Origin of the sequence: Bradyrhizobium canariense (genome assembly GCF_900105125.1) — a bacterium.
GTDB lineage: Bacteria > Pseudomonadota > Alphaproteobacteria > Rhizobiales > Xanthobacteraceae > Bradyrhizobium > Bradyrhizobium canariense_A.
Window position 1 is genome coordinate 1,694,164 of record NZ_LT629750.1, and the last position, 19,705, is coordinate 1,713,868.

The following is a 19,705-nucleotide window of genomic DNA, read 5'->3' on the forward strand; positions in this document are numbered from 1 at the left end:
ACGCTCCGCTTTGCCCACCCTACGACTGAATTTCAGCCGTCATTGCTGTGCAATTGCGAGGAGCGCGGCGACGAAGCAATCCAGACGCCACAGCCTCGTAAAGCGTACCTCAAGCCTTCTCCACCCCGCACCATTCTGCGATGAACAGCGCGGTGGCCTTGGTTGATTTTCGCAGCGAGTCGAGATCGACATATTCGTTGAAGCCGTGCATCGCCGCACCGCTGGCGCCGAAGCACAGGCTGGGAATGTTGTAGTTCAAGCCGTAAAACCGGGTGTCGGTGAGCGCCGTGAACACCAGATCCTGCACCGCGCCGCCATAAACCGCAGTAAAGGCCTTGCCGAACGCGGCTTCCGGCGCCGCTGAATCCTTCAACTCATAACCTTCCGACAGGAATCCGGACCATTCCACGCTGGGCGGGTTGTTGGAGAGAAAGCGATGGTCGCGCGCCGCGGCCGAGACGCAGGCGAGGATTTCGTTTTGGCAATCGGCGACCGACCAGCCCGGCAAAATAGCGATGCGGCAATCGACGTCGCACCAAGCAGGTACACTGGAAGCCCAGTCGCCGCCCTTGATGATGCCGGGATTGAAATTGATCGGGTGCGTCAGCGCCTTGAAATGAACGTCGCTTTTCGCGCGCTCGTTCCATTCGGCTTCCAGTTTTTCCAGCGCGTGAATCAGATGATAGGCCGCGGTGATCGCATTGGAGCCGGAGCCGGCTTCGAACACATGCACCGGAAAGCCGCGCACCCTCAGGCGAAACCAGATCACACCGACCTGGGAGCGCACCATCTTGCCGCCGGTGGGCTCAGGGATGAAGCAGGCATCGGCACGGTAGCCGCGCTGCAAGGTCGAGAGCGCACCGACACCCGTGCTTTCTTCCTCGATCACGGATTGAAAGTGGATCCGCGCCGTCGGCTTGAGGCCTGCGGCCTTGATCGCGTCGAGCGCATAGAGCGCGCCGATGGTGCCGGACTTCATGTCGCAGGCGCCGCGGCCGTACATCCGACCCTCCTTCACCACGGGCGAAAACGGCGGCGTCTCCCACATATCGAGCGGGCCGGTTGGAACCACGTCGCAATGGCCCTGCAGGATTAGCGACTTTCCGCCATTCGATGACGGCCGGTAGGTCCCCACCACCGTGCGCGCTTTTGAAAAATCATGCTCGATCGGGCCAAAACCGCGCAGGTCTTTCAGATCATCGACGTCAATGTGCCAGTCGTCGACCTCATAATCACGCTGGCGCAAGAGATCGCCGATCATGTCCTGGCATGGGCCTTCCGCGCCGCGGATGGAGGGAATCGCGACAAAATCCCGCGTCGTCGCAAGCTGCGCGTCGAAATTGGCCTCGACGGCGTCGAGGATTTTACGGCTGGTATCGGTGGCATTCATGGCATCATTTTCCCTGTCATCGACGGTGTCGCGAAGATCGCACTGCCACAATCAAATCATACTTTGTGAGGCTTTGCAGGGTTTTGGATCGCTTTCAGAATCGGGAGGACGCCAATACAGTGTGTGGCAACCCGGAGCGATTGATCGGAACATCGGATGCCAATCAGCCGAAATATTCTGTTCCTCATTATCGGGGCGTTGATCGTTGGGGTCGGTGTGCTCGGCTACAACCTTTACCAGACCAAGAAGCAGCCCGAGGGGTTGCAAATCAATGTCGGCCCGAACGGACTGAAGATACAAAACAAGTGAGAGAACGTGCCGATCATGATGACCTCACGCAATAAACTCCTTTCGATTCTGCTGCTCAGCGGTCTCGCGGTGCCGGCGTTTGCAGGTATTGCCTTGGCTGATCAGGTCGGGCGAGAACAGGACATCGTCAATTTGCGGTTGGGTCAGCGCATCCGCGTCGATGACGGAACCTGTCCCGCAGGCCAGGTCAAGGAAGTCTCCGGCGCCAAGATGAGTTCAGCCGGCGTTGTCCGGACGCGAAAATGCGTTCCGCGATTGGGTGCCAAAACCAAATAGACGGATTGCCGCAGCGGTCCGCACCGACATGCCGCATTCAGTGGCAGATGCCTAATCCAGCGGCTCGAACATGCACTGCAAGGTTGGCTTCGCAATCTTCGTGAAGGTCGCGCCGATCTGGGAACGTTTCGCTGGCGGCACCCAATCGGTCTCGATGTTCGGCACGCCCGTCTCGCTGATACCGCGCAGCAACGCCTGACGAAGGTCGCTGTCTTCGACGGAGGCAACCGCATAATCGTGCAGGCAGCCACAAACGGATTCGGGATGCGCCCAACGTCCGGCCATTTGCGGCGCGCATAGCCGCACGAAATCCTCGCGCGGATCCTGCAAATGCACGGAACGGATCTGAACTGGGACTTGTGCTTGGGCCTGCGCCGAACTGATCACAATGACGGGAGCAACCGCCGCAGCAATAAAAATATGAAAAAACATAATAGCCTTGCCGCTAGTTTCTTTTGTTAGCCGAGACGTGTCTCAGCGGGTCGCGACGACGATGACTTGTGGGGCCGAAGTTGCGATCGACGAACCATTGTAGACGAAGGTGCCAACGCCAGGCAGGCCACCGTCCGATATGCCTGCGATCGAAGGACCGGTCAGGGCGAAAGCGAAGACAACGATGAAGCTCAGGGTTCGCATTGACGGTCTCCGGGTTTTCGCCGACGGCTTTCCGCCGTTTCGTTGTTGGTTTCATAGACAGTCGCCGTTTCGGGATGTCTGCGCGCGGCCGGAAAATGGTTTCGTGGCCCGGGAGAATTGTTTCGTCGCCAACATCCGACGAAATAATCGCCAGAAAAACTCAATGGATTCAGACCAATGCGATCAAGATCGTTCGAAATCGTTTGCGCCGCAAAATCAGCTCAAAATCGAAGCACGATAGCGTGACTGACGATGCTCCATTGGACGAATCGCAATCGCTCAATGGCCTAGCGCAGCCACAACTGTAGGTGCCGGGGTCAGAATCGGAGACCCGTTATAGGTGAAGGTACCTGCACCAGGCAGGTCGCCATCGGCCGAGCCCGCCAGCGAAGGTCCGGTTAGCAGTAAAACCAGCGCAATGATGTAGCTGAGGGCGCGCATCGCCGTCTCCATCGTCTGTCCAGCAATAAGACGCCCTGGAAGCGCCGATGGTTCGAGCCCCGTGCGTTTTTTAACCTTTCTCTGCTTGAGACGCCGTGATCGACGACTTTGAACCAAAGACGGTCGCGCTCGACTTAAAATCTCGACGACGTGCAACCTTTCTGAACGGTTGTGCGTTGTGATCATCCTTCAGCGGAGGAGGCTCTGTCGTGGGCACTGGCAACATCGGCGTTGGCAAGACCCCCTCGACCCGCAAATCTGGTCAGCCGCTCGTCAAGCGTTTGCTTGGGAGCGACTTACCTGAACTGCGGATCGACAATCAAAATCCCTTGCAGAACCCTTTGCAGAATCCCTCGCAACCCTTACGGGCGGATCGCAAGGTTTGCGGTGCGATGGCGGAGCAACGCGGCGACAGCGGCCGCGGGCACCAATCGGCGCCGCAGAAACTGGTCCATTTGGTGGGCTGCCGCGAGTCAAACGGTGAATCCAAGACTCGCAGTGAATCTGAGGCCCGCCCTGAGTTCCCGATAAGCCCAGAGCGCGCGAAGAGACAGGTCTGAGGCCGGATGTTCCGGTTACTGGACGAAGTCCCCGCACTTCTCGATGGCGGTATCGCCGGCTCCCCAGGGCATCACCGGAACCGAGGACGTCGAATTCTTGGGCGAGCCATCGATCAGCTTGTCGGAATAGACCATATAAACCAATACGTTCCGCTTAGCATCGCAACCACGGACAATCTGCATTTTCTTGAAGAACAGCGAGCGGCGCTGCCGGAACATGTCGCCGCCCTGCTCCATCTTGTCCTTGAAATGGATCGGGCCGATCTGACGGCACGCCAGCGAGATATCCGAGACTTGCTCGGCAAGCCCAAGCCAGCCTTTGAAGCCGCCCTTCTCCGGCACCGTGAAATGGCAGGCAACGCCGTCAACCTCGGGATCGTCGACGCCATAGGTCGCCAGCTTGTCGTTCGGGCTGAGCAATTTGAACACGGTTGAGCGGCGGAAGATCAGATCTGGCTCATCGGCTGCAAATGTGACCGAGACCGGCCAGAGCACCAGCGCGAGCGCCGCCAGGATCCGGCGGCGCAGCCGTCTCGTGTCACGTTGAGTTAAGGCTTTCGATGTCATGATAATCTCCGTCGATGAGCTTGCGCCTATGTAGTGCAGCCAAGTTCCGGAGATAAGGTTCTGCCGTCCTAGCCGTTCAACCGAATGTGAGCCTTTTTTGTTACGCTTTCGGCGAAAGTCGCAGGAATTGGAAGCCTTTCGCTGGTGAACCCGTACCTCGTCTGCAACACTAAGTATCGCAAGTTGGAATTGGGATTCAGGGAATGATACGCGTACACCGGGCGTCGGTTGAAGACGGACAACTGAAATTGTCCGCGTACAAAAATTACCTTCTAAGCCGGGCAGCTTCCTCAATCCTGATCTTGCGCCTTGCCGCTTTAGCGCTTGCCGGAACAATCGCCGTCGCCGCGCCGGCGGAGGCGACGGTTTACTGGTCGGATTACGATGGTGGATTTTCGGGACCGGCACCGATGGCCCCGCCCCGTGCGCAAAGGGCGCAACGGCATTCGGGGAAAAAGATCGACAAGCCGGCAAGGGAAGCCGCCAGACCGCAGGGACCGCTGATCATCGCGATCTCGATCAACAAGCAGCATTTGAAAATATACGACACCAACGGTTTCTTCGCGGAAACGCCTATTTCGACGGGCATGCACGGCCATTCGACGCCAATGGGCGTCTTCAGCGTTATCCAGAAGCAGAAATTCCATCAGTCCAACATTTATAGCGGCGCACCGATGCCGTTCATGCAGCGGATCACCTGGTCCGGCATCGCGATGCACGCCGGCGTCCTTCCGGGCTATCCGGCGTCGCATGGCTGTATCCGGATGCCGATGGCTTTCGCCGTGAAGATGTACGGCTGGACCAGGATGGGCGCACGTGTCGTCGTTACGCCCGGCGAGATGACGCCCGCGAGCTTCTCGCACCCGTTGCTGGCGACGCAAAAAATTGTGCCGCAGCCGGTCGCCGCTGACGTACCCAAGCCGGAGGCCGAAGCAAAGAGCGACAAGGTTGCCAGCACTGGCTTGACCAATACGCCTGCGATTCCGGAGGCGAGCCTTGAACTGAGATCGACGGTCGGCCACGACGGCCACCTGCAGACCGCGATGGATGAGCCGCCGGCACTCGGGCCCTTAAACGAACAGACGCATACCGCCGACGCCGGTGCTTCGCCGGCCATCAAATCAGCGGTCACGATGTCCGACGCGACGCCCGCCAGCGCCGATGCGTCACGAGGTGATAACGTGGCCATCGCCGTGCCCCCTGCGGCTGCCGACGCCGTGAAGATTGACGTGTCGACTACGGACACGGCCACGCCGGGCAAAAAGCCTGGCGAGAACGTTGCGGCGACAGCCGACATCCCTGCCAACACTGCCGATGCGAAAAAAGATCAGCCCGGTATGTTTGATGCGGAGAAAGCGGCTGCGCCAAAGCCCGCGCCGGTCATGGCCGCGGAGCACAAGCGCTCCGGCCCGATTTCGGTGTTCGTCAGCCGCAAGGATTCAAAGCTCTATGTGCGGCAGGATTTCGCGCCGCTGTTCGATGTGCCGGTGACGATCGCACCGAGCGACCGGCCATTGGGAACCCATATTTTCACGGCGGAAGCCGACAAGAACGACGCCAACATCCTGCATTGGTCGGTGGTTTCGCTCCCCACCCGCAACGTGGCGCGGCGTGACGACGACGAGCGTGAAACGCGGCGGCGAAAGATCGCGGGCGCGGTCGAAATAAAGCCGATTCCGGAGCCGGACAGCCCCGCCGAGGCGCTGGATCGCCTCACCATCCCGCCGGATGCGATGGCGCGTATTACCGAGTCCCTCTCGACCGGCAGCTCGATCATCGTTTCCGATCAGGGCATCGCGGCGGGCGAAACCGGTGAGGGGACGGATTTCATCGTTTCGTTGCGCTAGGCTACCGGGTACCACGCTTACTCTCCTGGCCCGCGCACTGTCGCCGGCTATGTTCTCGTCCGCACGTCACGGAGGAGCCGCCATGATCGACCGCAGGGCCATTATCACGGCGGCGCTGGCTGCGATCGCTGGTCCGGCAATGACGCGGACGGCCGGCGCGCAGGCCGCCATGAGTCGTGTTACAGCCTACGCCTTTTCGTTTCCTGCGCTTACCGGAGGCGACATCAGGCTCGGCGATTACGCCGGACGCCCGCTGCTGATCGTCAATACGGCGTCATTGTGCGGCTACACCCCGCAATATGCCGGATTGCAGGAATTGTGGACTGAGTTTCACGATCGCGGCCTGATGATCATCGGCGTGCCCTCCAACGATTTTGGCGGCCAGGAACCGGGTGGCGCGACCGAAATCGCGGAGACGGCGCAACATCAATACGGCGTTACCTTTCCGATCGCGGCAAAAGCCGTGGTGAAGGGCGCGAATGCGCATCCATTTTATAAATGGGCGGCTGAAGCGCGGCCAAAGGACGTCCCGCGTTGGAACTTCCACAAATATTTGATCGGCCGCGACGGCTTCATCGCCGAGGTATTCCCGGAGGCGGTCGAGCCGTCGGATACGCGGGTCAAGACTGCTATCGCGCGGGCGCTGACTTCCCCTTCCTGAGAACGCGACAGGCGCCCGAATTAACCGGTTCTGCCAACAAAGCAGCAGCGGGGGATAAAAGCCGTTGCCGTGGCGGCGGGGGTCCAACTAGGCTATTGTGGCAAGGGGCGGGAACGGTTCGGACGAGGCTTAAAAAGCCGCGGCCGAACATGGGATTAGCGTAAGGGGAACAAGATGCGGTTTGCGGCAGGTTTGATCATTGCAAGCGCGGTTTCGCTGTGTGTGTCGGGTGCAGCATGGTCGCAGACCGCAGCCACCAAAGGCGCGGCTCCAGCGGCCGCCCCTGCTCCGACGCCCGCATCGCCTCCTGCCCCGCTTTCCAAAGCTGCTTGCACCAATCCCGATGCGCTCGGCATCAGCCGCGTCGTTGAAATCGACACCACCGGCGGCCCGGGTTTCGGCTTTGAGCATTTCAAGCAGCTCGATTTCCTGCGCGACCACGAAGTGGTGCTGACGTTTGACGACGGCCCGTGGGTAACCACGCCGACAGTGCTGAAAGCCCTGGCGGACGAATGCACCACCGGCATCTTCTTCTCGATCGGCAAGCATGCAACCTACTATCCGGAAATTCTGAAGCAGGTTCTCGCGGCCGGCCATACGATCGGATCCCACACCTGGTCGCATGCGACGTTGACCAACAAGAAGCTGACCGAAGATCAGCGCAAGGAAGAGATTGAAAAAGGCTTCAGTGCGGTGAAGTGGGCCTTGGGTGGCGTTTCGCCCGCGCCGTTCTTCCGCTTCCCGGCGCTGCAGCATCCGCCGGAAATGGTGACGTATCTCGGCACCCGAAATATCGCGATGTTCTCCTGTGATCTGGATTCCTTCGATTTCAAGGCGCGCGACGCGCAGCAGGTGATCGATGTCACGATGAAGAAGCTCGACAAGCTCGGCAAGGGCATCATCCTGATGCACGACTTCCACAAGCACACCGCGGAGGCGCTGCCCACTTTGCTGCGCAAGTTAAAGGCCGGCGGCTACAAGGTCGTCAGAATGATCCCCAAGGCGCCGGTGCAGACCCTTCCGCAGTACGACGAAGAACTTCTGAAAGACGCCAAACTGCCGACGGTCAGCGACCGCCCGGTGTCCAGCGTCGTGCAGACGATTTCGCAATAGCATTCGTCCCGCGCGATAACGCCGATGCCAGCGCTGATCATCGAGGGCTATGTCATCGTGTCGGCGGACGGCATGCTGGCGAATGCGGATCGCGTGATGCCGGATGCCCTGAAATTCGAGGGCGACAAGCAGTTCTTTACGGCCGCCCTCGACCGCGCCGACCTCATTGTCCATGGCCGCCATTCTTTCGAAGACCAGACCAACTCCCTGCGACGAAAACGGATCGTCGTGACGAGGACGATTGGCACGGTCGCGCCTGATCCTTCCAATCCCAAGGCGACCTTGTGGAATCCCGCGGGAGCGCCGTTCGAGGCGGCGTGTGAGCACGCCGGCGTCGGCAGCGGCACCGTCGCGATCATTGGCGGACCGAACGTGTTTGGAATGTTCATGGATCGCTACGATACGTTCTGGCTTTCGCAGGCGCCGCTTGTGCATCTGCCGGACGGCGAACCTTGTTTCCCGGGCGTGCCCGCGCAATCTCCGCAGCAGGTTCTGGCGGCGCATGGCCTGAAAGCCGGCCCCGCTCAAATCCTCGACGCTGCCGATGGCGTCAGCGTCACGCCCTGGCAGCGAAAAGTCTAGCCATCGTCTCAATCAAGCCGCCAAAAGGTCCTGGCGTCTGGGCGATGTAGCGACAGTGGAAATGGGCTGCGATCCGCCGCATGCGCCGCGCTCAAACTTTAATTGCCGCGACCGCGGTATTCGAACGATCGTTCTTCTTTGCCATGTTTTGCGCCGACCAGAATTGGATCGTGTGTTGTGCCGCGGACAATGACAGCGTTTCAAACACTTCCTGGCCTTGTTGGAGTTCCTGCTTGGAGACCGGCGCGCAACCAGGCCGATTGCGTATGATCATCGTCGTCGTCGCCCAATTCAGTCTGGCGGCCTTGCACGCCACGATCAATCCGTCCAGCCGCGCGTTTCGCATCAAGGGCTCGATGGAACCGATCGCAGCTGCGGAAAGAAACGAGATCGCCGCCACCACATCGGTGTAATCGCGCTGGACGGCAAATCGATTCACGGTTGTATCGTTCAGCTTGCCCGTACGGTTGAGTTGGATCATCTTGCTTCGGGATTCGGTGTAGTCGATCGGCTTTGGTGGTGGAGGGACATGGACCTGTTCAGCCACTTTCGCGACCGCCGCCCGGATCCTCTCCTGCATTTCAGGGGACGCTGACTTGAGAAGGCGCGTGCGCACCCTGTCGGTGGCCTTGGCAACGAGCTCCCGGAGCAACTCAGCCGGAATATCCGCCCGGAGCCCAAGCTTCTCGGCCAGGCTGTCGTCACGCTCTGCATCCTGAACGAGAGCAGCGTAACCCGCACCGGACAAGCGAGCACCCGAATTCTGGGCGAGCGTGCTGCGAACGGCTGAATCCCCGCGCTTTACCAGCAAATCGCTCAGGGACTCATTGAGGGTCTCTCTGCCGGAGATCGCCAGCAAATGGCGCTGGCCACGTGTGTTGGCGATTTCAGCCAGATCCTGTTCCGACAGACGATTGGATTTTTTTAAGACCGGTGCGGCGACCGACGCATCCTCATGGAACGCAAGCTGGCGTACCGCGGCTTTCGGAGCCGAGCCCACTCCGGACAGATTGCTGCTGAGCTGGGCTAGCGTTTGCGCCTCAACCCGTTCGATCAGCCGAACGAGAACGTCGTCAAACACGTCCACCTGCACGTCATTGAGCCGATCGGCGTCAGCCAGAAACAGGCTCGTGACCCGCCGCAGAATTTCAATCCGTCGCTCCGGCGACCGACCGTTGACGGCGTTATCCAACTCCACGATTAAAGCCGCCGATACTGCCGCAGCCATTATCAATTCGACTCCTGATGGGGGCTGAAGAGTTGTGAGGGTCAGGTCAGAACGCTACCCCAACTCTTAGTCGGTCTCTCCAGACGACCCGGCAACGCTTTCTCGTGAGACCGTGAAGTAGTTCGAACCGCGGCGGCAACGACGTCACGCCAGTCACCTGCAAGCAGGCGCCCCCTGCGGAATAGTCGACAACCGTGCAGTCGATAGCAGGCGATTTCGCGTCAACAATAATTTTGGCGGCATTGGAAACCCTGCCCGAAGGTCGAACGCGTGCAAATCGTCGCGGATACATGATCGGACTTCCTGCCAGTTCAAGATCGAGGCGCCCTGTCGCAAGTCGGCCCCCGCACTATTCCCATTCCTTCCCGAACTCGTCGGGCCCTTCATTGATCCAGACAAGAGCGGCGCGACAATCGATCCAAACCAGCCGATCGACATCACTCGCTGTATTGAGCGATGAAAGGTGCAGTAGAAACCCTCCATCTGCCGTCCGAAATAACGTATCGCACGCTCGATATTCGACGAGCGATTCAGAGTCGATAAACGGATAAATTCGCGAAACAAGCAGATCCATGCGAATCGCACCTGTCAGCAGAAATTCCCAAACCGATTGCAGCGCAAGGACAGTTAAGAATTCTTTTCCAGGCTGGCCGCGGAGCGTCTTCACGGCAAATTTTCTTGAGCGCAGGTAATCCGGCACCCGCTTTAATGATTTTTTAATACTTCGCCTTACGGCGTCGTTTACCGAATAGTTTCGATTTATATCTAGTTTAATACCTATGACACCGGTGTTTCGGTGGACCAATACGTGCCCGCGAGGGACACCAATTTTGTTTGTACTGAATTGACGGAGTTACCGCACCGAGGAGACGCCGCGATTTTGCTGCGCCCTCGAAAGCGCCCCGTCGAACAACGCCTGTCGAAGCTTTCGTATCGGTTTGAAGGCAAACGACGTCCGAGACCGATTTCGTAACGCGCATCGATCGTTTTGGTTTTGCTAGCTCAAAGAGGCGCCTGCGGAGGAGCGCCTAAGGCCCGACAGCTTCATTGATTTAAAAAGCGAAGGATAAACAAGTGACCTTCGGACTGAGAAAGAGTGGCCGCGTCAATTTCGAGCGCGGCGTAGAAGTTTTCATCATGGGAATTGACGGAACATGGCGCCGCAATTGCCTGATGTTCGACGTCTCACAGACCGGCGCGCGGTTGCACGTCGAAGACTCTATCGAAGGACTGGACCTGAAGGAATTTTTCCTTCTGCTGTCGTCGACCGGTCTTGCGTATCGCCGGTGCAGATTGATCCGGGTAATGGGCGAGCAAATCGGCATCGAATTTCTGGCGCCGAGCAAGTCGAACAAGAAGAAGCCGTCAAAATGACAGCGGGTTATCTTCCAACGCCAACAGGACGCCACGATCAATTTGGACCTGCTTTTTGATGCGCATTCACGTCGTCAGTGACAACCGTGCCGAATTGTCTGCCGTGCGCGCGATGTTGGAGCAGCAATCCACCGTAACATCGGAATTGCTTGGCAACACCGGTACCCTGAGCAAGGAGATCGACGCTGTTGTTGTTACGGCGGATCCGCGCCTCGTGGAAAACATTTCCGCCCTGAAAAGATTATCTGGAAATCTGAACCGGATACGCAAGCGCGTATTCCTTATCGATCAAAAAAACCGGCTGTCTATCGTTCAGGCGTATGCGCTGGGGGCAACGCACGTGCTGACGAATCCCGTCAGCAAGGATCAACTGCTGGCGAAGCTGTTCGACCGTGCTCCCGCAGAGATCGCGCCAGGCGAAATCCTGTCCGGCGGACAGGCAGCAGCGCAGGCCGGCGCGGCCAGCATCGCGTCGATGTTCTCGGCTGTATCCATCGGCAGCCCCATCGATGTTAAGGGCGCGAAAGACGCCGCGAGCAAGATTGCAGACAGCATCGCGGAGGATGGGCTTTCAGAATGGCTTGCGACGGTTCGTCACCACCATGAGGGCACCTATCAGCATTGCCTTCTGGTCACAGGAATAGCTGTTGATTTCGGATTGAGCCTCGGTCTGGGAAAAGCTGATATCGAACGTCTGCATTCAGCCGCGATGTTTCATGACATCGGCAAGGCCAAAATTCCGCTCGCCGTTCTGGACAAGCCCGGACGCCTTGATGCCGAGGAACGCGCGTTGATCGAAACGCATCCGGCTGCGGGATACGACGCGCTGAAGGGAAATGCCCACATCTCGCCGGAAATTCTCGATGCGGTCCGGCATCATCATGAGTATCTCGACGGCAGCGGATATCCCGATGCGCTTTGCGCTGAAAGCATATCCGACATCGTGCGGGTCTTGACCATTTCCGACATCTTCGCAGCGTTAATCGAGCATCGGCACTACAAGCCAACCATGCCCCGCGAACAGGCGTACGAGATCATACGGAGCATGCAGGGAAAGCTTGAAATGCCGCTCGTAGCCGCATTCAAAGAGGTCGCGCTGACCCGTTAGGCAGTGCGATAGATCAAACCTGCTTATTGCCTGATCGATGTCCGCTACGCCTGATAGCGACTAAATTCCGCAGCGCCGCAAAATGACGCGATGTGGATCGATCCCCTTCGAGATTGCAGCTTCAGTGCAACAGCTCGCCAGGAAAGATCAACCTGCAGCTGAGTCAATCTGTCGCACACCGGAATTTCGTGACAGAAGCTGTTTGGGCTTCTTCATCATGCTGGGGATTCGGGATGCAACGTTTTGCGATCATCGGGGCTGGATTACTTTCGATTACTGGATTTGCGGGTGCGGCATCTGCCGCCGACCTTCCGGCGCGGACCTATACCAAAGCGCCCACCATAGTCGCGGCCGTCTATGACTGGAGCGGCTTTTATATTGGTCTCAACGGCGGCGGCGCATCGAGCCACGAATGCTTGACCCTCACCAGCGAGGCCGGCAGTGCGGTTTTCCCGACCTCGGAGGGCTGTCACAACGCGACGGGCGGCCTGGTCGGCGGCCAGGTCGGTTATCGTTGGCAGGCCGCCAATTGGGTGTTCGGCGTCGAAGCCCAGGGTGATTGGGCTGACCTGACGGGATCGAATGCGAGCTTGACCGCGCGGATTCCCTACAACAACCAGACCAAGATCGACGCCATCGGTCTCTTCACCGGTCAGGTCGGCTACGCCTGGAACAATATTCTCTGGTATGTGAAGGGCGGCGCTGCGGTCACCGACAACAGCTACAGCAGCTCCTTCCCCGTAGGCAACGTCTTTGCCGCAGCCGGTGTCCCGTTCAATACGGCGAGCGACACCCGCTGGGGTGGCACGGTGGGAACGGGAATTGAGTTCAGCTTTGCGCCGAACTGGTCCGTTGCCGTTGAATACGACCATCTGTTCATGGGCAATCCCAATGTTACGTTCCCGACATCGGCCATTGCTGTCACGCGCAGCGACAATATTCGTCAGGACGTGGACATGGGAACGGTCCGGCTGAACTACCGCTTCGGTGGTCCCGTCATCGCAAAGTACTGATCTGAGCTCCAGCAAAAGAGAAGCCCCGGATGATGGTCCGGGGCTTTTTTGCGACCTGCAAGCCGGTGCGTTCGCTATAACGATCCGAAATCTGGCTACGCGCTTATGATTTTACGCCTTGGCCAGGCGGGGGCATGCCGGGTCCAGGAAATGCGCGTTAAACGTCGCTGTAGACAGGCTCGCCTGCCGTTCGCGGCGACCGGCCATATCCTGCGATGATAAACAGCGCGCCGATGATCGACAGATTTTTCAGCGCGTCCATCAGCGCCTTGGCATTTTCGGGCGGCGCCTGATTCCAGAAATCGTGGAAATAGAAGGTGGCCGCAGCCACAAAGAAAATCAAAAGGATGGCAAAGAACCGTGCCCCGACATTGAGTGCGATCATCAACCCGCTGATGATCTCGAAGGCGCCGACGGCAATCGCCAATATTTGCGGCATCTTCATCCCCACGATCGTTTCGAGCTGCGTGGTATAGGGGACAAGCAAGTCGGGAATCGTAACCTTGGCAGCGATGAAGTCGGCCGTGGCCTGAATGCCGAACAGCTTGGTCGCTCCCGAATAGAGGAACAGCACGGCGAACAATACTCTCCCGAAAGTAACGAACGCTGGCATGGTCGACCTCATTGGGTGCTGCAAATGCTATGTCGCTATACGGCGGAGCGATTATGAGCGCTCCGTCTCCCCTTTTCAAACGGTCAAATCGGCAGCCGCAGCGCCTTTCAAATATTCGCCGTCTAGCCGAACAGCCCGGGTTGCTGGCGGCCGGCGCGCTCCTGCGCTTCGACTGCGGCAACCGCGGTCATGTTGAGAACGCCACGCGCGGTCACCGACGGGGTAAGGATGTGGGCCGGGCGCGCCGGACCGATTAGGATCGGCCCCACCGGAAGGGCATCGGCAAGCGACTTGATCATCTGATAGGCGACATTGGCGGTGTCGAGATTCGGCATGATCAGGATATTGGCAACGCCTTCCAGTTTCGAATGCGGCAAGATCAGCGCCCGCGCCGCTTCCGAAAGCGCGGTATCGCCCTGCATTTCACCATCGGCCTCGATCTCCGGATGGTTCTGCTTCAACAGCGCGGTGGCGCGCCGCATCTTCCGCGAGGATTCCGTATCATAGCTGCCAAAGTCGGAGTGTGACACGAAGGCGATCTTTGGCTTGATATTGAAGCGCTGGACATGGATCGCCGCCAGCGCCGCCATTTCCGCCAGCTCTTCGGCGTTCGGGTTGGGCCGCACCTGCGTGTCAGCGATGAAATAGGCCCCCTTGCTGGTGATCATCAGCGCGAGTGCCGCAAAGTCGCTTACACCCGGCAGGAAACCGATGATCTCGCGCACGTGGCGCAGATGGCTCATGTAGCGGCCTTCAACGCCGCAGATCATGGCGTCAGCCTCGCCGCGGACCACCGCCAGCGCCGCAATCACGGTGGCGTTGGTGCGCACCACCGTACGCGCGGCGTCAGGCGTCACGCCATGCCGTCCGGCGGCGTCGATGTAGGATTGAACGTAGGATCGATAACGCGGATCGTCCTCGGGATTGATGAGGTCGAAATCCTTGCCGGCCTCGATGGCGAGGCCATATCGCTTGATTCGCGCTTCGACCACCGACGGGCGCCCGACCAGGATAGGCCGCGCCAGCTTCTCCTCCAGCACGACTTGCGTCGCGTGCAGCACGCGCTCGTCCTCGCCTTCGGCATAAATCACGCGAACCGGCTGGGTCTTCGCCTTGGCGAACACTGGCTTCATGACAAGCCCGGAGCGGAACGCGAAACGCTCCAGCTGGGCCATGTAGTCCTCGAAATTTGCAATCGGGCGCGATGCGACACCCGAGTCCATCGCCGCCTTCGCAACGGCGGGCGCGATGCGCAGGATCAGCCGCGGATCGAACGGGCTCGGAATCAGCGAACCCGGACCAAATCCCTGCGTCTCTCCGCTGTCGAAGCCGGGAGCAATCGCATCCGACGGCGGATCGCGCGCCAGCAGCGCAATCGCCTCGACCGCGGCACGCTTCATTTCCTCGTTGATCGCGGTAGCGCCGACATCGAGCGCGCCGCGAAAGATAAACGGAAAGCACAGGACGTTGTTGACCTGATTGGGAAAGTCCGAACGTCCGGTGCAGATCATCGCATCGGGCCGCGCTTTGCGCGCTTCATCCGGCATGATTTCCGGATTCGGATTGGCCAGCGCCATCACCAGCGGCTTGTCAGCCATCTGTTTGACCATGTCAGGCGTCAGCACGTTGGGCGCCGACAGGCCAAGAAAAATGTCGGCGCCGCCGATCACCTCGGCCAGTACGCGCTTGTCGGTCTTCTGCGCGTAGACCGCCTTCCAGCGGTCCATCAGCGTGTTGCGGCCTTCGTGCACGACGCCGTCGATATCGCAGACCCAGATGTTCTTGCGCTGCGCCCCCATCGAAACCAAGAGGTTGAGGCAGGCGATCGCCGCAGCCCCCGCTCCTGACGTCACGATCTTGACGTCGGCAAGCTTCTTGCCGTTCAGCATCAACGCGTTGGTGATCGCGGCCGCAACGATGATCGCGGTGCCATGCTGGTCGTCATGGAATACCGGGATCTTCATGCGCTCTTTGAGCTGCGCCTCGATCTCGAAGCACTCCGGACCCTTGATGTCCTCGAGATTGATGCCGCCGAAGGTCGGCTCCAGCGCCGCCACGGTCTCGACCACGCGATCGATGGTGTCGGCGGCGATTTCGATGTCGAACACGTCGATCCCGGCGAACTTCTTGAACAGGACCGCCTTGCCCTCCATCACCGGCTTCGAGGCCAGCGGACCTATATTGCCCAGACCGAGCACCGCGGTGCCGTTGGAGACCACCGCCACCAGATTGGCGCGGGCGGTCAGCGATGCGGCTTCCGCCGGATTATTGGCGATTTCGGTGCAGGCGGCCGCGACGCCGGGCGTATAGGCCAGCGCCAGATCGCGCTGATTGGCGAGCGGCTTGATCGCCTGAATCTCAAGCTTACCCGGCCGCGGCAGCCGATGGTAAGCGAGCGCCGCGGAACGGAGATCTTCAGAACTTGATGACATAAAATTTTCCCCGCGGGCTTCCTGCGCCCCGAATTCAGGTTTCGGTGGCTGGTCGTTAGGTTTGCGGCAGATTGAGCCGGATGTGAAGCTCACGCAACTGCTTCGGCGTGACATCGGAAGGTGCGCCCATCAACAAATCTTCAGCGCGCTGGTTCATCGGAAACAGCGATATCTCGCGCAAATTCGTCGTGCCGCAGAGGAGCATGACGATGCGGTCAACACCTGCTGCCATGCCGCCATGCGGCGGTGCGCCATACTGGAATGCGCGATACATGCCGCCGAAGCGCTCGATGACATCCTGCTCGCCATAGCCTGCGATCTCGAATGCCTTCACCATCGCCTCGGGCCGATGGTTGCGGATACCGCCGGAGGCAATCTCATAGCCGTTGCAGGTGATGTCGTATTGGAAGGCCTTGATGGTCAGCGGGTCCTGTCCGTTGAGCGCATCCAGACCGCCTTGCGGCATCGAGAACGGGTTGTGCGAGAAGTCGACCTTCTTGTCTTCCTCGTTGTACTCGTACATCGGAAAGTCGACGATCCAGGCGAGCTCGAACCGATCCTTGTCGATCAGGTTCAGCTCCTCGCCGAGTTTTGTTCTCGCCAGGCCGGAAAACTTCCAGAATTTGTCAGGGTCGCCGGCGACGAAGAAGGCGGCGTCGCCCTCCTTCAAGCCGAGGGCATTACGAATCGCGGCTGTCCGTTCGGCACCGATATTGTTGGCAAGCGGACCTGCCCCCTCGCCGCCCTCGCGCCACATGATGTAGCCGAGCCCCGGCTGCCCTTCGCCTTGCGCCCATGAGTTCATCCGGTCGCAGAACGCACGCGAGCCGCCGCCGGTGCCGGGGATCGCCCAAACCTGGTTCTTCGGGTCTTCCAGCATCCGCGCGAACACCTTGAAGCCGGAGCCACGGAAATGCTCGGAGACCTCCTGCATCACGATGGGATTGCGCAGGTCCGGCTTGTCGCTGCCGTATTTGCGCAAGGCCTCCGCGAACGGAATCCGCGGCCAGCCCTTGGTGACGGGCTTGCCCTTGGCGAAATCCTCGAACACGCCGGTGATCACCGGCTCCATCGCCGCGAACACATCGTCTTGCGTGACAAAGCTCATCTCGACATCGAGCTGATAGAACTCGCCCGGCAACCGGTCGGCGCGCGGGTCTTCGTCGCGGAAACATGGCGCGATCTGAAAATAGCGGTCGAAGCCGGACATCATCAGCAATTGCTTGTACTGCTGGGGCGCCTGCGGCAGCGCATAGAATTTACCCGGATGGATTCGTGACGGTACCAGGAAGTCGCGCGCGCCTTCCGGCGACGACGCGGTCAGAATTGGCGTCTGGAATTCGAAAAAGCCCTGCTCCTTCATCCGCTTGCGCATGGAATCGACGATTGCGCCACGGGTCATGATGTTCTGGTGCAGCTTCTCGCGCCGGAGGTCGAGGAAACGGTACTTAAGCCTTATGTCTTCAGGGTATTCCTGCTCACCAAACACCGGCAGTGGCAGCTCGCCGGCGGGCCCCAGCACCTCGATTTCGCTGACATAAAGCTCGACCGCGCCGGTCGGCAATTCCGGATTGTCGGTGCCCTCGGGGCGGCGGCGCACCTTGCCGTCGATCCGCACCACCCATTCCGAGCGCAGTTTTTCGGCGTCCTTGAACGCCGGCGAATCCGGATCGGCCACGCACTGCGTCAGGCCGTAATGGTCGCGCAGATCGATAAACAGCACGCCGCCATGGTCGCGGATGCGATGGCACCAGCCCGACAAGCGAACCGTCTGGTCGATATGGCTGTCGCGAAGCGCGCCGCAGGTATGGGACCGGTAACGATGCATGGAATACCTAAAACAGATGTCGGAGACTGGAATCGGAGGGCAAATGCCCGGCCGAGAGCGTCAGGGTTTACCCGAGCCTGCCGGTCGCGGCAACCGAATGGGTACGCGATTTGGGTTTTGGCGGGGGCCGTGAAACCCGAAAAGTGACGGAAAAACAACGCTGCGGATTGCGGCCTTGGAGTCAAAACCGATTGTCTAATTCGCGGGCGTGCCTATCTTTATGTGCATGACGGTCCATTTCCCCTTCCAGAACACCTATGCGACGCTGCCGGCGAACTTCTTCGCGCGCGTTGCGCCCACGCCTGTCATCTCTCCGCGGCTGATCAAATTGAACCGGCCGCTGGCGGTTCATCTCGGCCTCGATCCTGATGTGCTGGACAGTCCAGAGGGAGCGGAAATCCTCGCCGGGAAGCGCCTGCCCGAGGGGGCCGATCCGATCGCGATGGCCTATGCCGGCCATCAGTTCGGTCATTTCGTGCCGCAGCTCGGCGACGGCCGCGCCATCCTGCTCGGCGAGGTTATCGACGCCGATGGCGTCCGCCGCGACATTCAGCTCAAAGGGTCGGGTCCGACACCGTTTTCGCGCCGGGGCGATGGCCGCGCGGCGCTCGGTCCGGTGCTGCGCGAATATGTCGTGAGTGAAGCGATGGCCGCGCTCGGCATTCCGACCACGCGGTCACTGGCCGCTGTCATCACCGGCGAGAGCGTGATGCGCGAGACCGTGCTGCCCGGCGCCGTCCTCACCCGCGTTGCGTCGAGCCACATCCGCGTCGGCACATTCCAGTTTTTCGCGGCCCGGGGCGATACCGACGGCGTAAAGCAGCTGGCGGATCACGTCATCGCCCGCCACTACCCGCAGGCCGCTCAAACCGACCGCCCCTATCACGCGTTGCTGGAAGGCGTGATCGCGCGACAGGCCGAGCTGGTCGCGCGCTGGCTGCTGGTCGGGTTCATCCACGGCGTCATGAACACCGACAACACTTCGATATCAGGCGAGACCATCGATTACGGTCCGTGTGCCTTCATGGATCACTACGACCCAGCGACAGTGTTCAGCTCGATCGACGAGCAAGGCCGCTACGCCTACGCCAACCAGCCGCGGATTGCGCTCTGGAACCTGACGCGCCTTGCCGAATGCCTGTTGCCGCTGTTTTCCAACAAGCAGGAAAAGGCGATCGCTGAAGCGCAGAGCCTGCTTGGCGAATTCCCGGAGAAATTCACCACGGCCTATCAGGCCGGGCTGCGGAAGAAGATCGGCTTGTTCACGATGCTCGATGGCGACGAAGCTCTGGTCCAAGACCTGCTGGACGCGATGGCCAAGAACCAGGCTGACTTCACCCTGACCTTCCGGCGCCTGGGCGAGGCTGCGTTCGATCCGGCAAACGATACCGCCGTTCGGCAGCTCTTCGCCGATCCCACGGCCTATGACGACTGGGCCGCGCGCTGGCGGCAACGGACCAGCGGCGAACCGCAAACCGCCAGCGAACGGCGGATCGCGATGCGCGCGGTCAACCCGGCGTTCATTCCACGGAATCATCGGGTGGAAGCCGTGATTGAGGCGGCGATGAACCGTGACGACTTCGCGCCGTTCGAGGCGCTTCTAAAGGTGCTGTCGAAGCCATACGAAGACCAGCCGCCGTTCGCGGATTATGCCGAACCGCCGCAACCGGACCAGCGCGTGCTCCAGACGTTCTGCGGGACGTAATCGTTAACCTTCTGTCCAGCAT

Annotated in this window: 21 protein-coding genes; 11 read left to right on the forward strand and 10 right to left on the reverse strand. The window is 59.9% G+C overall.

What is annotated here, in order from left to right; all coding sequences use genetic code 11:
- Nucleotides 1–109: 109 nt before the first annotated feature.
- Nucleotides 110–1,390 carry an ArgE/DapE family deacylase gene (locus BLV09_RS08330; protein WP_146686939.1) on the reverse strand — a complete coding sequence of 427 codons (1,281 nt, stop codon included), beginning with the start codon at nt 1,388–1,390 and terminating at the stop codon, nt 110–112.
- 156 nt (nt 1,391–1,546) lie between these two features.
- On the opposite strand from BLV09_RS08330, the gene BLV09_RS37120 reads away from it, so the two are divergent.
- Both BLV09_RS37120 and BLV09_RS08335 read left to right on the forward strand, forming a co-directional pair.
- A complete protein-coding gene (locus BLV09_RS37120; protein WP_167558660.1) occupies nt 1,547–1,699 on the forward strand; it encodes a hypothetical protein in 153 nt (50 codons plus the stop codon).
- A 15-nt stretch (nt 1,700–1,714) separates the two neighbouring features.
- The gene (locus BLV09_RS08335) at nt 1,715–1,975 is read left to right on the forward strand and encodes a DUF6719 family protein (RefSeq protein WP_100386834.1); all 261 of its coding nucleotides are present in this window, start codon (nt 1,715–1,717) and stop codon (nt 1,973–1,975) included.
- 51 nt (nt 1,976–2,026) lie between these two features.
- Here BLV09_RS08335 and BLV09_RS08340 read toward each other — a convergent pair whose 3' ends face one another.
- Nucleotides 2,027–2,407, reverse strand: a complete 381-nt coding sequence (locus tag BLV09_RS08340) for a hypothetical protein (protein ID WP_100381509.1) — start codon at nt 2,405–2,407, stop codon at nt 2,027–2,029.
- A 42-nt stretch (nt 2,408–2,449) separates the two neighbouring features.
- Nucleotides 2,450–2,611: a hypothetical protein gene (locus BLV09_RS37125; RefSeq protein WP_167558661.1), complete on the reverse strand. Its 162-nt coding sequence runs from the start codon at nt 2,609–2,611 to the stop codon at nt 2,450–2,452.
- A 650-nt stretch (nt 2,612–3,261) separates the two neighbouring features.
- Between BLV09_RS37125 and BLV09_RS08345 the strand changes: the two genes are divergently transcribed.
- On the forward strand, nt 3,262–3,612 hold the full coding sequence (locus tag BLV09_RS08345) for a hypothetical protein (RefSeq protein WP_146686940.1): 351 nt from the start codon (nt 3,262–3,264) through the stop codon (nt 3,610–3,612).
- Nucleotides 3,613–3,627: 15 nt separating this feature from the next.
- On the opposite strand, the gene BLV09_RS08350 is transcribed toward BLV09_RS08345, so the two are convergent.
- Nucleotides 3,628–4,179, reverse strand: coding sequence for a CreA family protein (locus BLV09_RS08350; protein WP_244549004.1), 552 nt, complete (start codon nt 4,177–4,179; stop codon nt 3,628–3,630).
- Between the two features lie 248 nt (nt 4,180–4,427).
- On the opposite strand from BLV09_RS08350, the gene BLV09_RS08355 reads away from it, so the two are divergent.
- The 4 genes from BLV09_RS08355 to BLV09_RS08370 all read left to right on the forward strand — a co-directional run bounded on the left by BLV09_RS08355 (nt 4,428) and on the right by BLV09_RS08370 (nt 8,382).
- Nucleotides 4,428–6,026 (forward strand): L,D-transpeptidase, encoded by a 1,599-nt coding sequence (locus BLV09_RS08355; protein ID WP_244549005.1) that lies wholly within the window; start codon nt 4,428–4,430, stop codon nt 6,024–6,026.
- Between the two features lie 82 nt (nt 6,027–6,108).
- Complete coding sequence (locus BLV09_RS08360) at nt 6,109–6,687, forward strand: glutathione peroxidase (RefSeq protein ID WP_146686942.1); 579 nt, start codon at nt 6,109–6,111, stop codon at nt 6,685–6,687.
- A gap of 174 nt (nt 6,688–6,861) precedes the next feature.
- Nucleotides 6,862–7,800, forward strand: coding sequence for a polysaccharide deacetylase family protein (locus BLV09_RS08365; protein WP_146686943.1), 939 nt, complete (start codon nt 6,862–6,864; stop codon nt 7,798–7,800).
- Between the two features lie 24 nt (nt 7,801–7,824).
- Nucleotides 7,825–8,382 (forward strand): dihydrofolate reductase, encoded by a 558-nt coding sequence (locus tag BLV09_RS08370; protein ID WP_174556530.1) that lies wholly within the window; start codon nt 7,825–7,827, stop codon nt 8,380–8,382.
- Between the two features lie 91 nt (nt 8,383–8,473).
- Here BLV09_RS08370 and BLV09_RS08375 read toward each other — a convergent pair whose 3' ends face one another.
- From BLV09_RS08375 to BLV09_RS08385, 3 genes are all read right to left on the reverse strand, one after another.
- Nucleotides 8,474–9,475 carry a DUF2336 domain-containing protein gene (locus BLV09_RS08375; RefSeq protein WP_244549006.1) on the reverse strand — a complete coding sequence of 334 codons (1,002 nt, stop codon included), beginning with the start codon at nt 9,473–9,475 and terminating at the stop codon, nt 8,474–8,476.
- A 181-nt stretch (nt 9,476–9,656) separates the two neighbouring features.
- Complete coding sequence (locus BLV09_RS37950; RefSeq protein ID WP_244549007.1) at nt 9,657–9,902, reverse strand: PilZ domain-containing protein; 246 nt, start codon at nt 9,900–9,902, stop codon at nt 9,657–9,659.
- A gap of 57 nt (nt 9,903–9,959) precedes the next feature.
- Nucleotides 9,960–10,310: a hypothetical protein gene (locus BLV09_RS08385; protein WP_100381501.1), complete on the reverse strand. Its 351-nt coding sequence runs from the start codon at nt 10,308–10,310 to the stop codon at nt 9,960–9,962.
- Between the two features lie 374 nt (nt 10,311–10,684).
- Between BLV09_RS08385 and BLV09_RS08390 the strand changes: the two genes are divergently transcribed.
- The 3 genes from BLV09_RS08390 (at nt 10,685) to BLV09_RS08400 (ending at nt 13,105) form a co-directional block, all read left to right on the forward strand.
- A complete protein-coding gene (locus BLV09_RS08390; RefSeq protein ID WP_100381500.1) occupies nt 10,685–10,984 on the forward strand; it encodes a PilZ domain-containing protein in 300 nt (99 codons plus the stop codon).
- 58 nt (nt 10,985–11,042) lie between these two features.
- Complete coding sequence (locus tag BLV09_RS08395) at nt 11,043–12,092, forward strand: HD-GYP domain-containing protein (RefSeq protein ID WP_146686947.1); 1,050 nt, start codon at nt 11,043–11,045, stop codon at nt 12,090–12,092.
- 233 nt (nt 12,093–12,325) lie between these two features.
- On the forward strand, nt 12,326–13,105 hold the full coding sequence (locus BLV09_RS08400) for an outer membrane protein (RefSeq protein WP_146686948.1): 780 nt from the start codon (nt 12,326–12,328) through the stop codon (nt 13,103–13,105).
- A 157-nt stretch (nt 13,106–13,262) separates the two neighbouring features.
- On the opposite strand, the gene BLV09_RS08405 is transcribed toward BLV09_RS08400, so the two are convergent.
- The 3 genes from BLV09_RS08405 to aspS all read right to left on the reverse strand — a co-directional run bounded on the left by BLV09_RS08405 (nt 13,263) and on the right by aspS (nt 17,978).
- A complete protein-coding gene (locus BLV09_RS08405) occupies nt 13,263–13,718 on the reverse strand; it encodes a DoxX family protein (RefSeq protein ID WP_100386833.1) in 456 nt (151 codons plus the stop codon).
- A gap of 122 nt (nt 13,719–13,840) precedes the next feature.
- Nucleotides 13,841–16,150, reverse strand: coding sequence for an NADP-dependent malic enzyme (locus tag BLV09_RS08410; protein WP_146686949.1), 2,310 nt, complete (start codon nt 16,148–16,150; stop codon nt 13,841–13,843).
- Nucleotides 16,151–16,205: 55 nt separating this feature from the next.
- The gene (aspS, locus tag BLV09_RS08415; protein WP_146686950.1) at nt 16,206–17,978 is read right to left on the reverse strand and encodes an aspartate--tRNA ligase; all 1,773 of its coding nucleotides are present in this window, start codon (nt 17,976–17,978) and stop codon (nt 16,206–16,208) included.
- 226 nt (nt 17,979–18,204) lie between these two features.
- Between aspS and BLV09_RS08420 the strand changes: the two genes are divergently transcribed.
- Nucleotides 18,205–19,683 (forward strand): protein adenylyltransferase SelO, encoded by a 1,479-nt coding sequence (locus BLV09_RS08420; RefSeq protein WP_146686951.1) that lies wholly within the window; start codon nt 18,205–18,207, stop codon nt 19,681–19,683.
- The last annotated feature ends 22 nt before the right edge of the window (nt 19,684–19,705 follow it).

Coding starts and splice junctions, on each gene's coding strand:
- BLV09_RS08330 (WP_146686939.1), bottom strand. CDS start 1,390: ATGAATGCCACCGATACCAGCCGTAAAATCCTCGACGCCGTCGAGGCC.
- BLV09_RS37120 (WP_167558660.1), top strand. CDS start 1,547: ATGCCAATCAGCCGAAATATTCTGTTCCTCATTATCGGGGCGTTGATC.
- BLV09_RS08335 (WP_100386834.1), top strand. CDS start 1,715: ATGATGACCTCACGCAATAAACTCCTTTCGATTCTGCTGCTCAGCGGT.
- BLV09_RS08340 (WP_100381509.1), bottom strand. CDS start 2,407: ATGTTTTTTCATATTTTTATTGCTGCGGCGGTTGCTCCCGTCATTGTG.
- BLV09_RS37125 (WP_167558661.1), bottom strand. CDS start 2,611: ATGCGAACCCTGAGCTTCATCGTTGTCTTCGCTTTCGCCCTGACCGGT.
- BLV09_RS08350 (WP_244549004.1), bottom strand. CDS start 4,179: ATGACATCGAAAGCCTTAACTCAACGTGACACGAGACGGCTGCGCCGC.
- BLV09_RS08360 (WP_146686942.1), top strand. CDS start 6,109: ATGATCGACCGCAGGGCCATTATCACGGCGGCGCTGGCTGCGATCGCT.
- BLV09_RS08365 (WP_146686943.1), top strand. CDS start 6,862: ATGCGGTTTGCGGCAGGTTTGATCATTGCAAGCGCGGTTTCGCTGTGT.
- BLV09_RS08370 (WP_174556530.1), top strand. CDS start 7,825: ATGCCAGCGCTGATCATCGAGGGCTATGTCATCGTGTCGGCGGACGGC.
- BLV09_RS37950 (WP_244549007.1), bottom strand. CDS start 9,902: ATGTATCCGCGACGATTTGCACGCGTTCGACCTTCGGGCAGGGTTTCC.
- BLV09_RS08395 (WP_146686947.1), top strand. CDS start 11,043: ATGCGCATTCACGTCGTCAGTGACAACCGTGCCGAATTGTCTGCCGTG.
- BLV09_RS08400 (WP_146686948.1), top strand. CDS start 12,326: ATGCAACGTTTTGCGATCATCGGGGCTGGATTACTTTCGATTACTGGA.
- BLV09_RS08405 (WP_100386833.1), bottom strand. CDS start 13,718: ATGCCAGCGTTCGTTACTTTCGGGAGAGTATTGTTCGCCGTGCTGTTC.
- BLV09_RS08410 (WP_146686949.1), bottom strand. CDS start 16,150: ATGTCATCAAGTTCTGAAGATCTCCGTTCCGCGGCGCTCGCTTACCAT.
- aspS (WP_146686950.1), bottom strand. CDS start 17,978: ATGCATCGTTACCGGTCCCATACCTGCGGCGCGCTTCGCGACAGCCAT.
- BLV09_RS08420 (WP_146686951.1), top strand. CDS start 18,205: ATGACGGTCCATTTCCCCTTCCAGAACACCTATGCGACGCTGCCGGCG.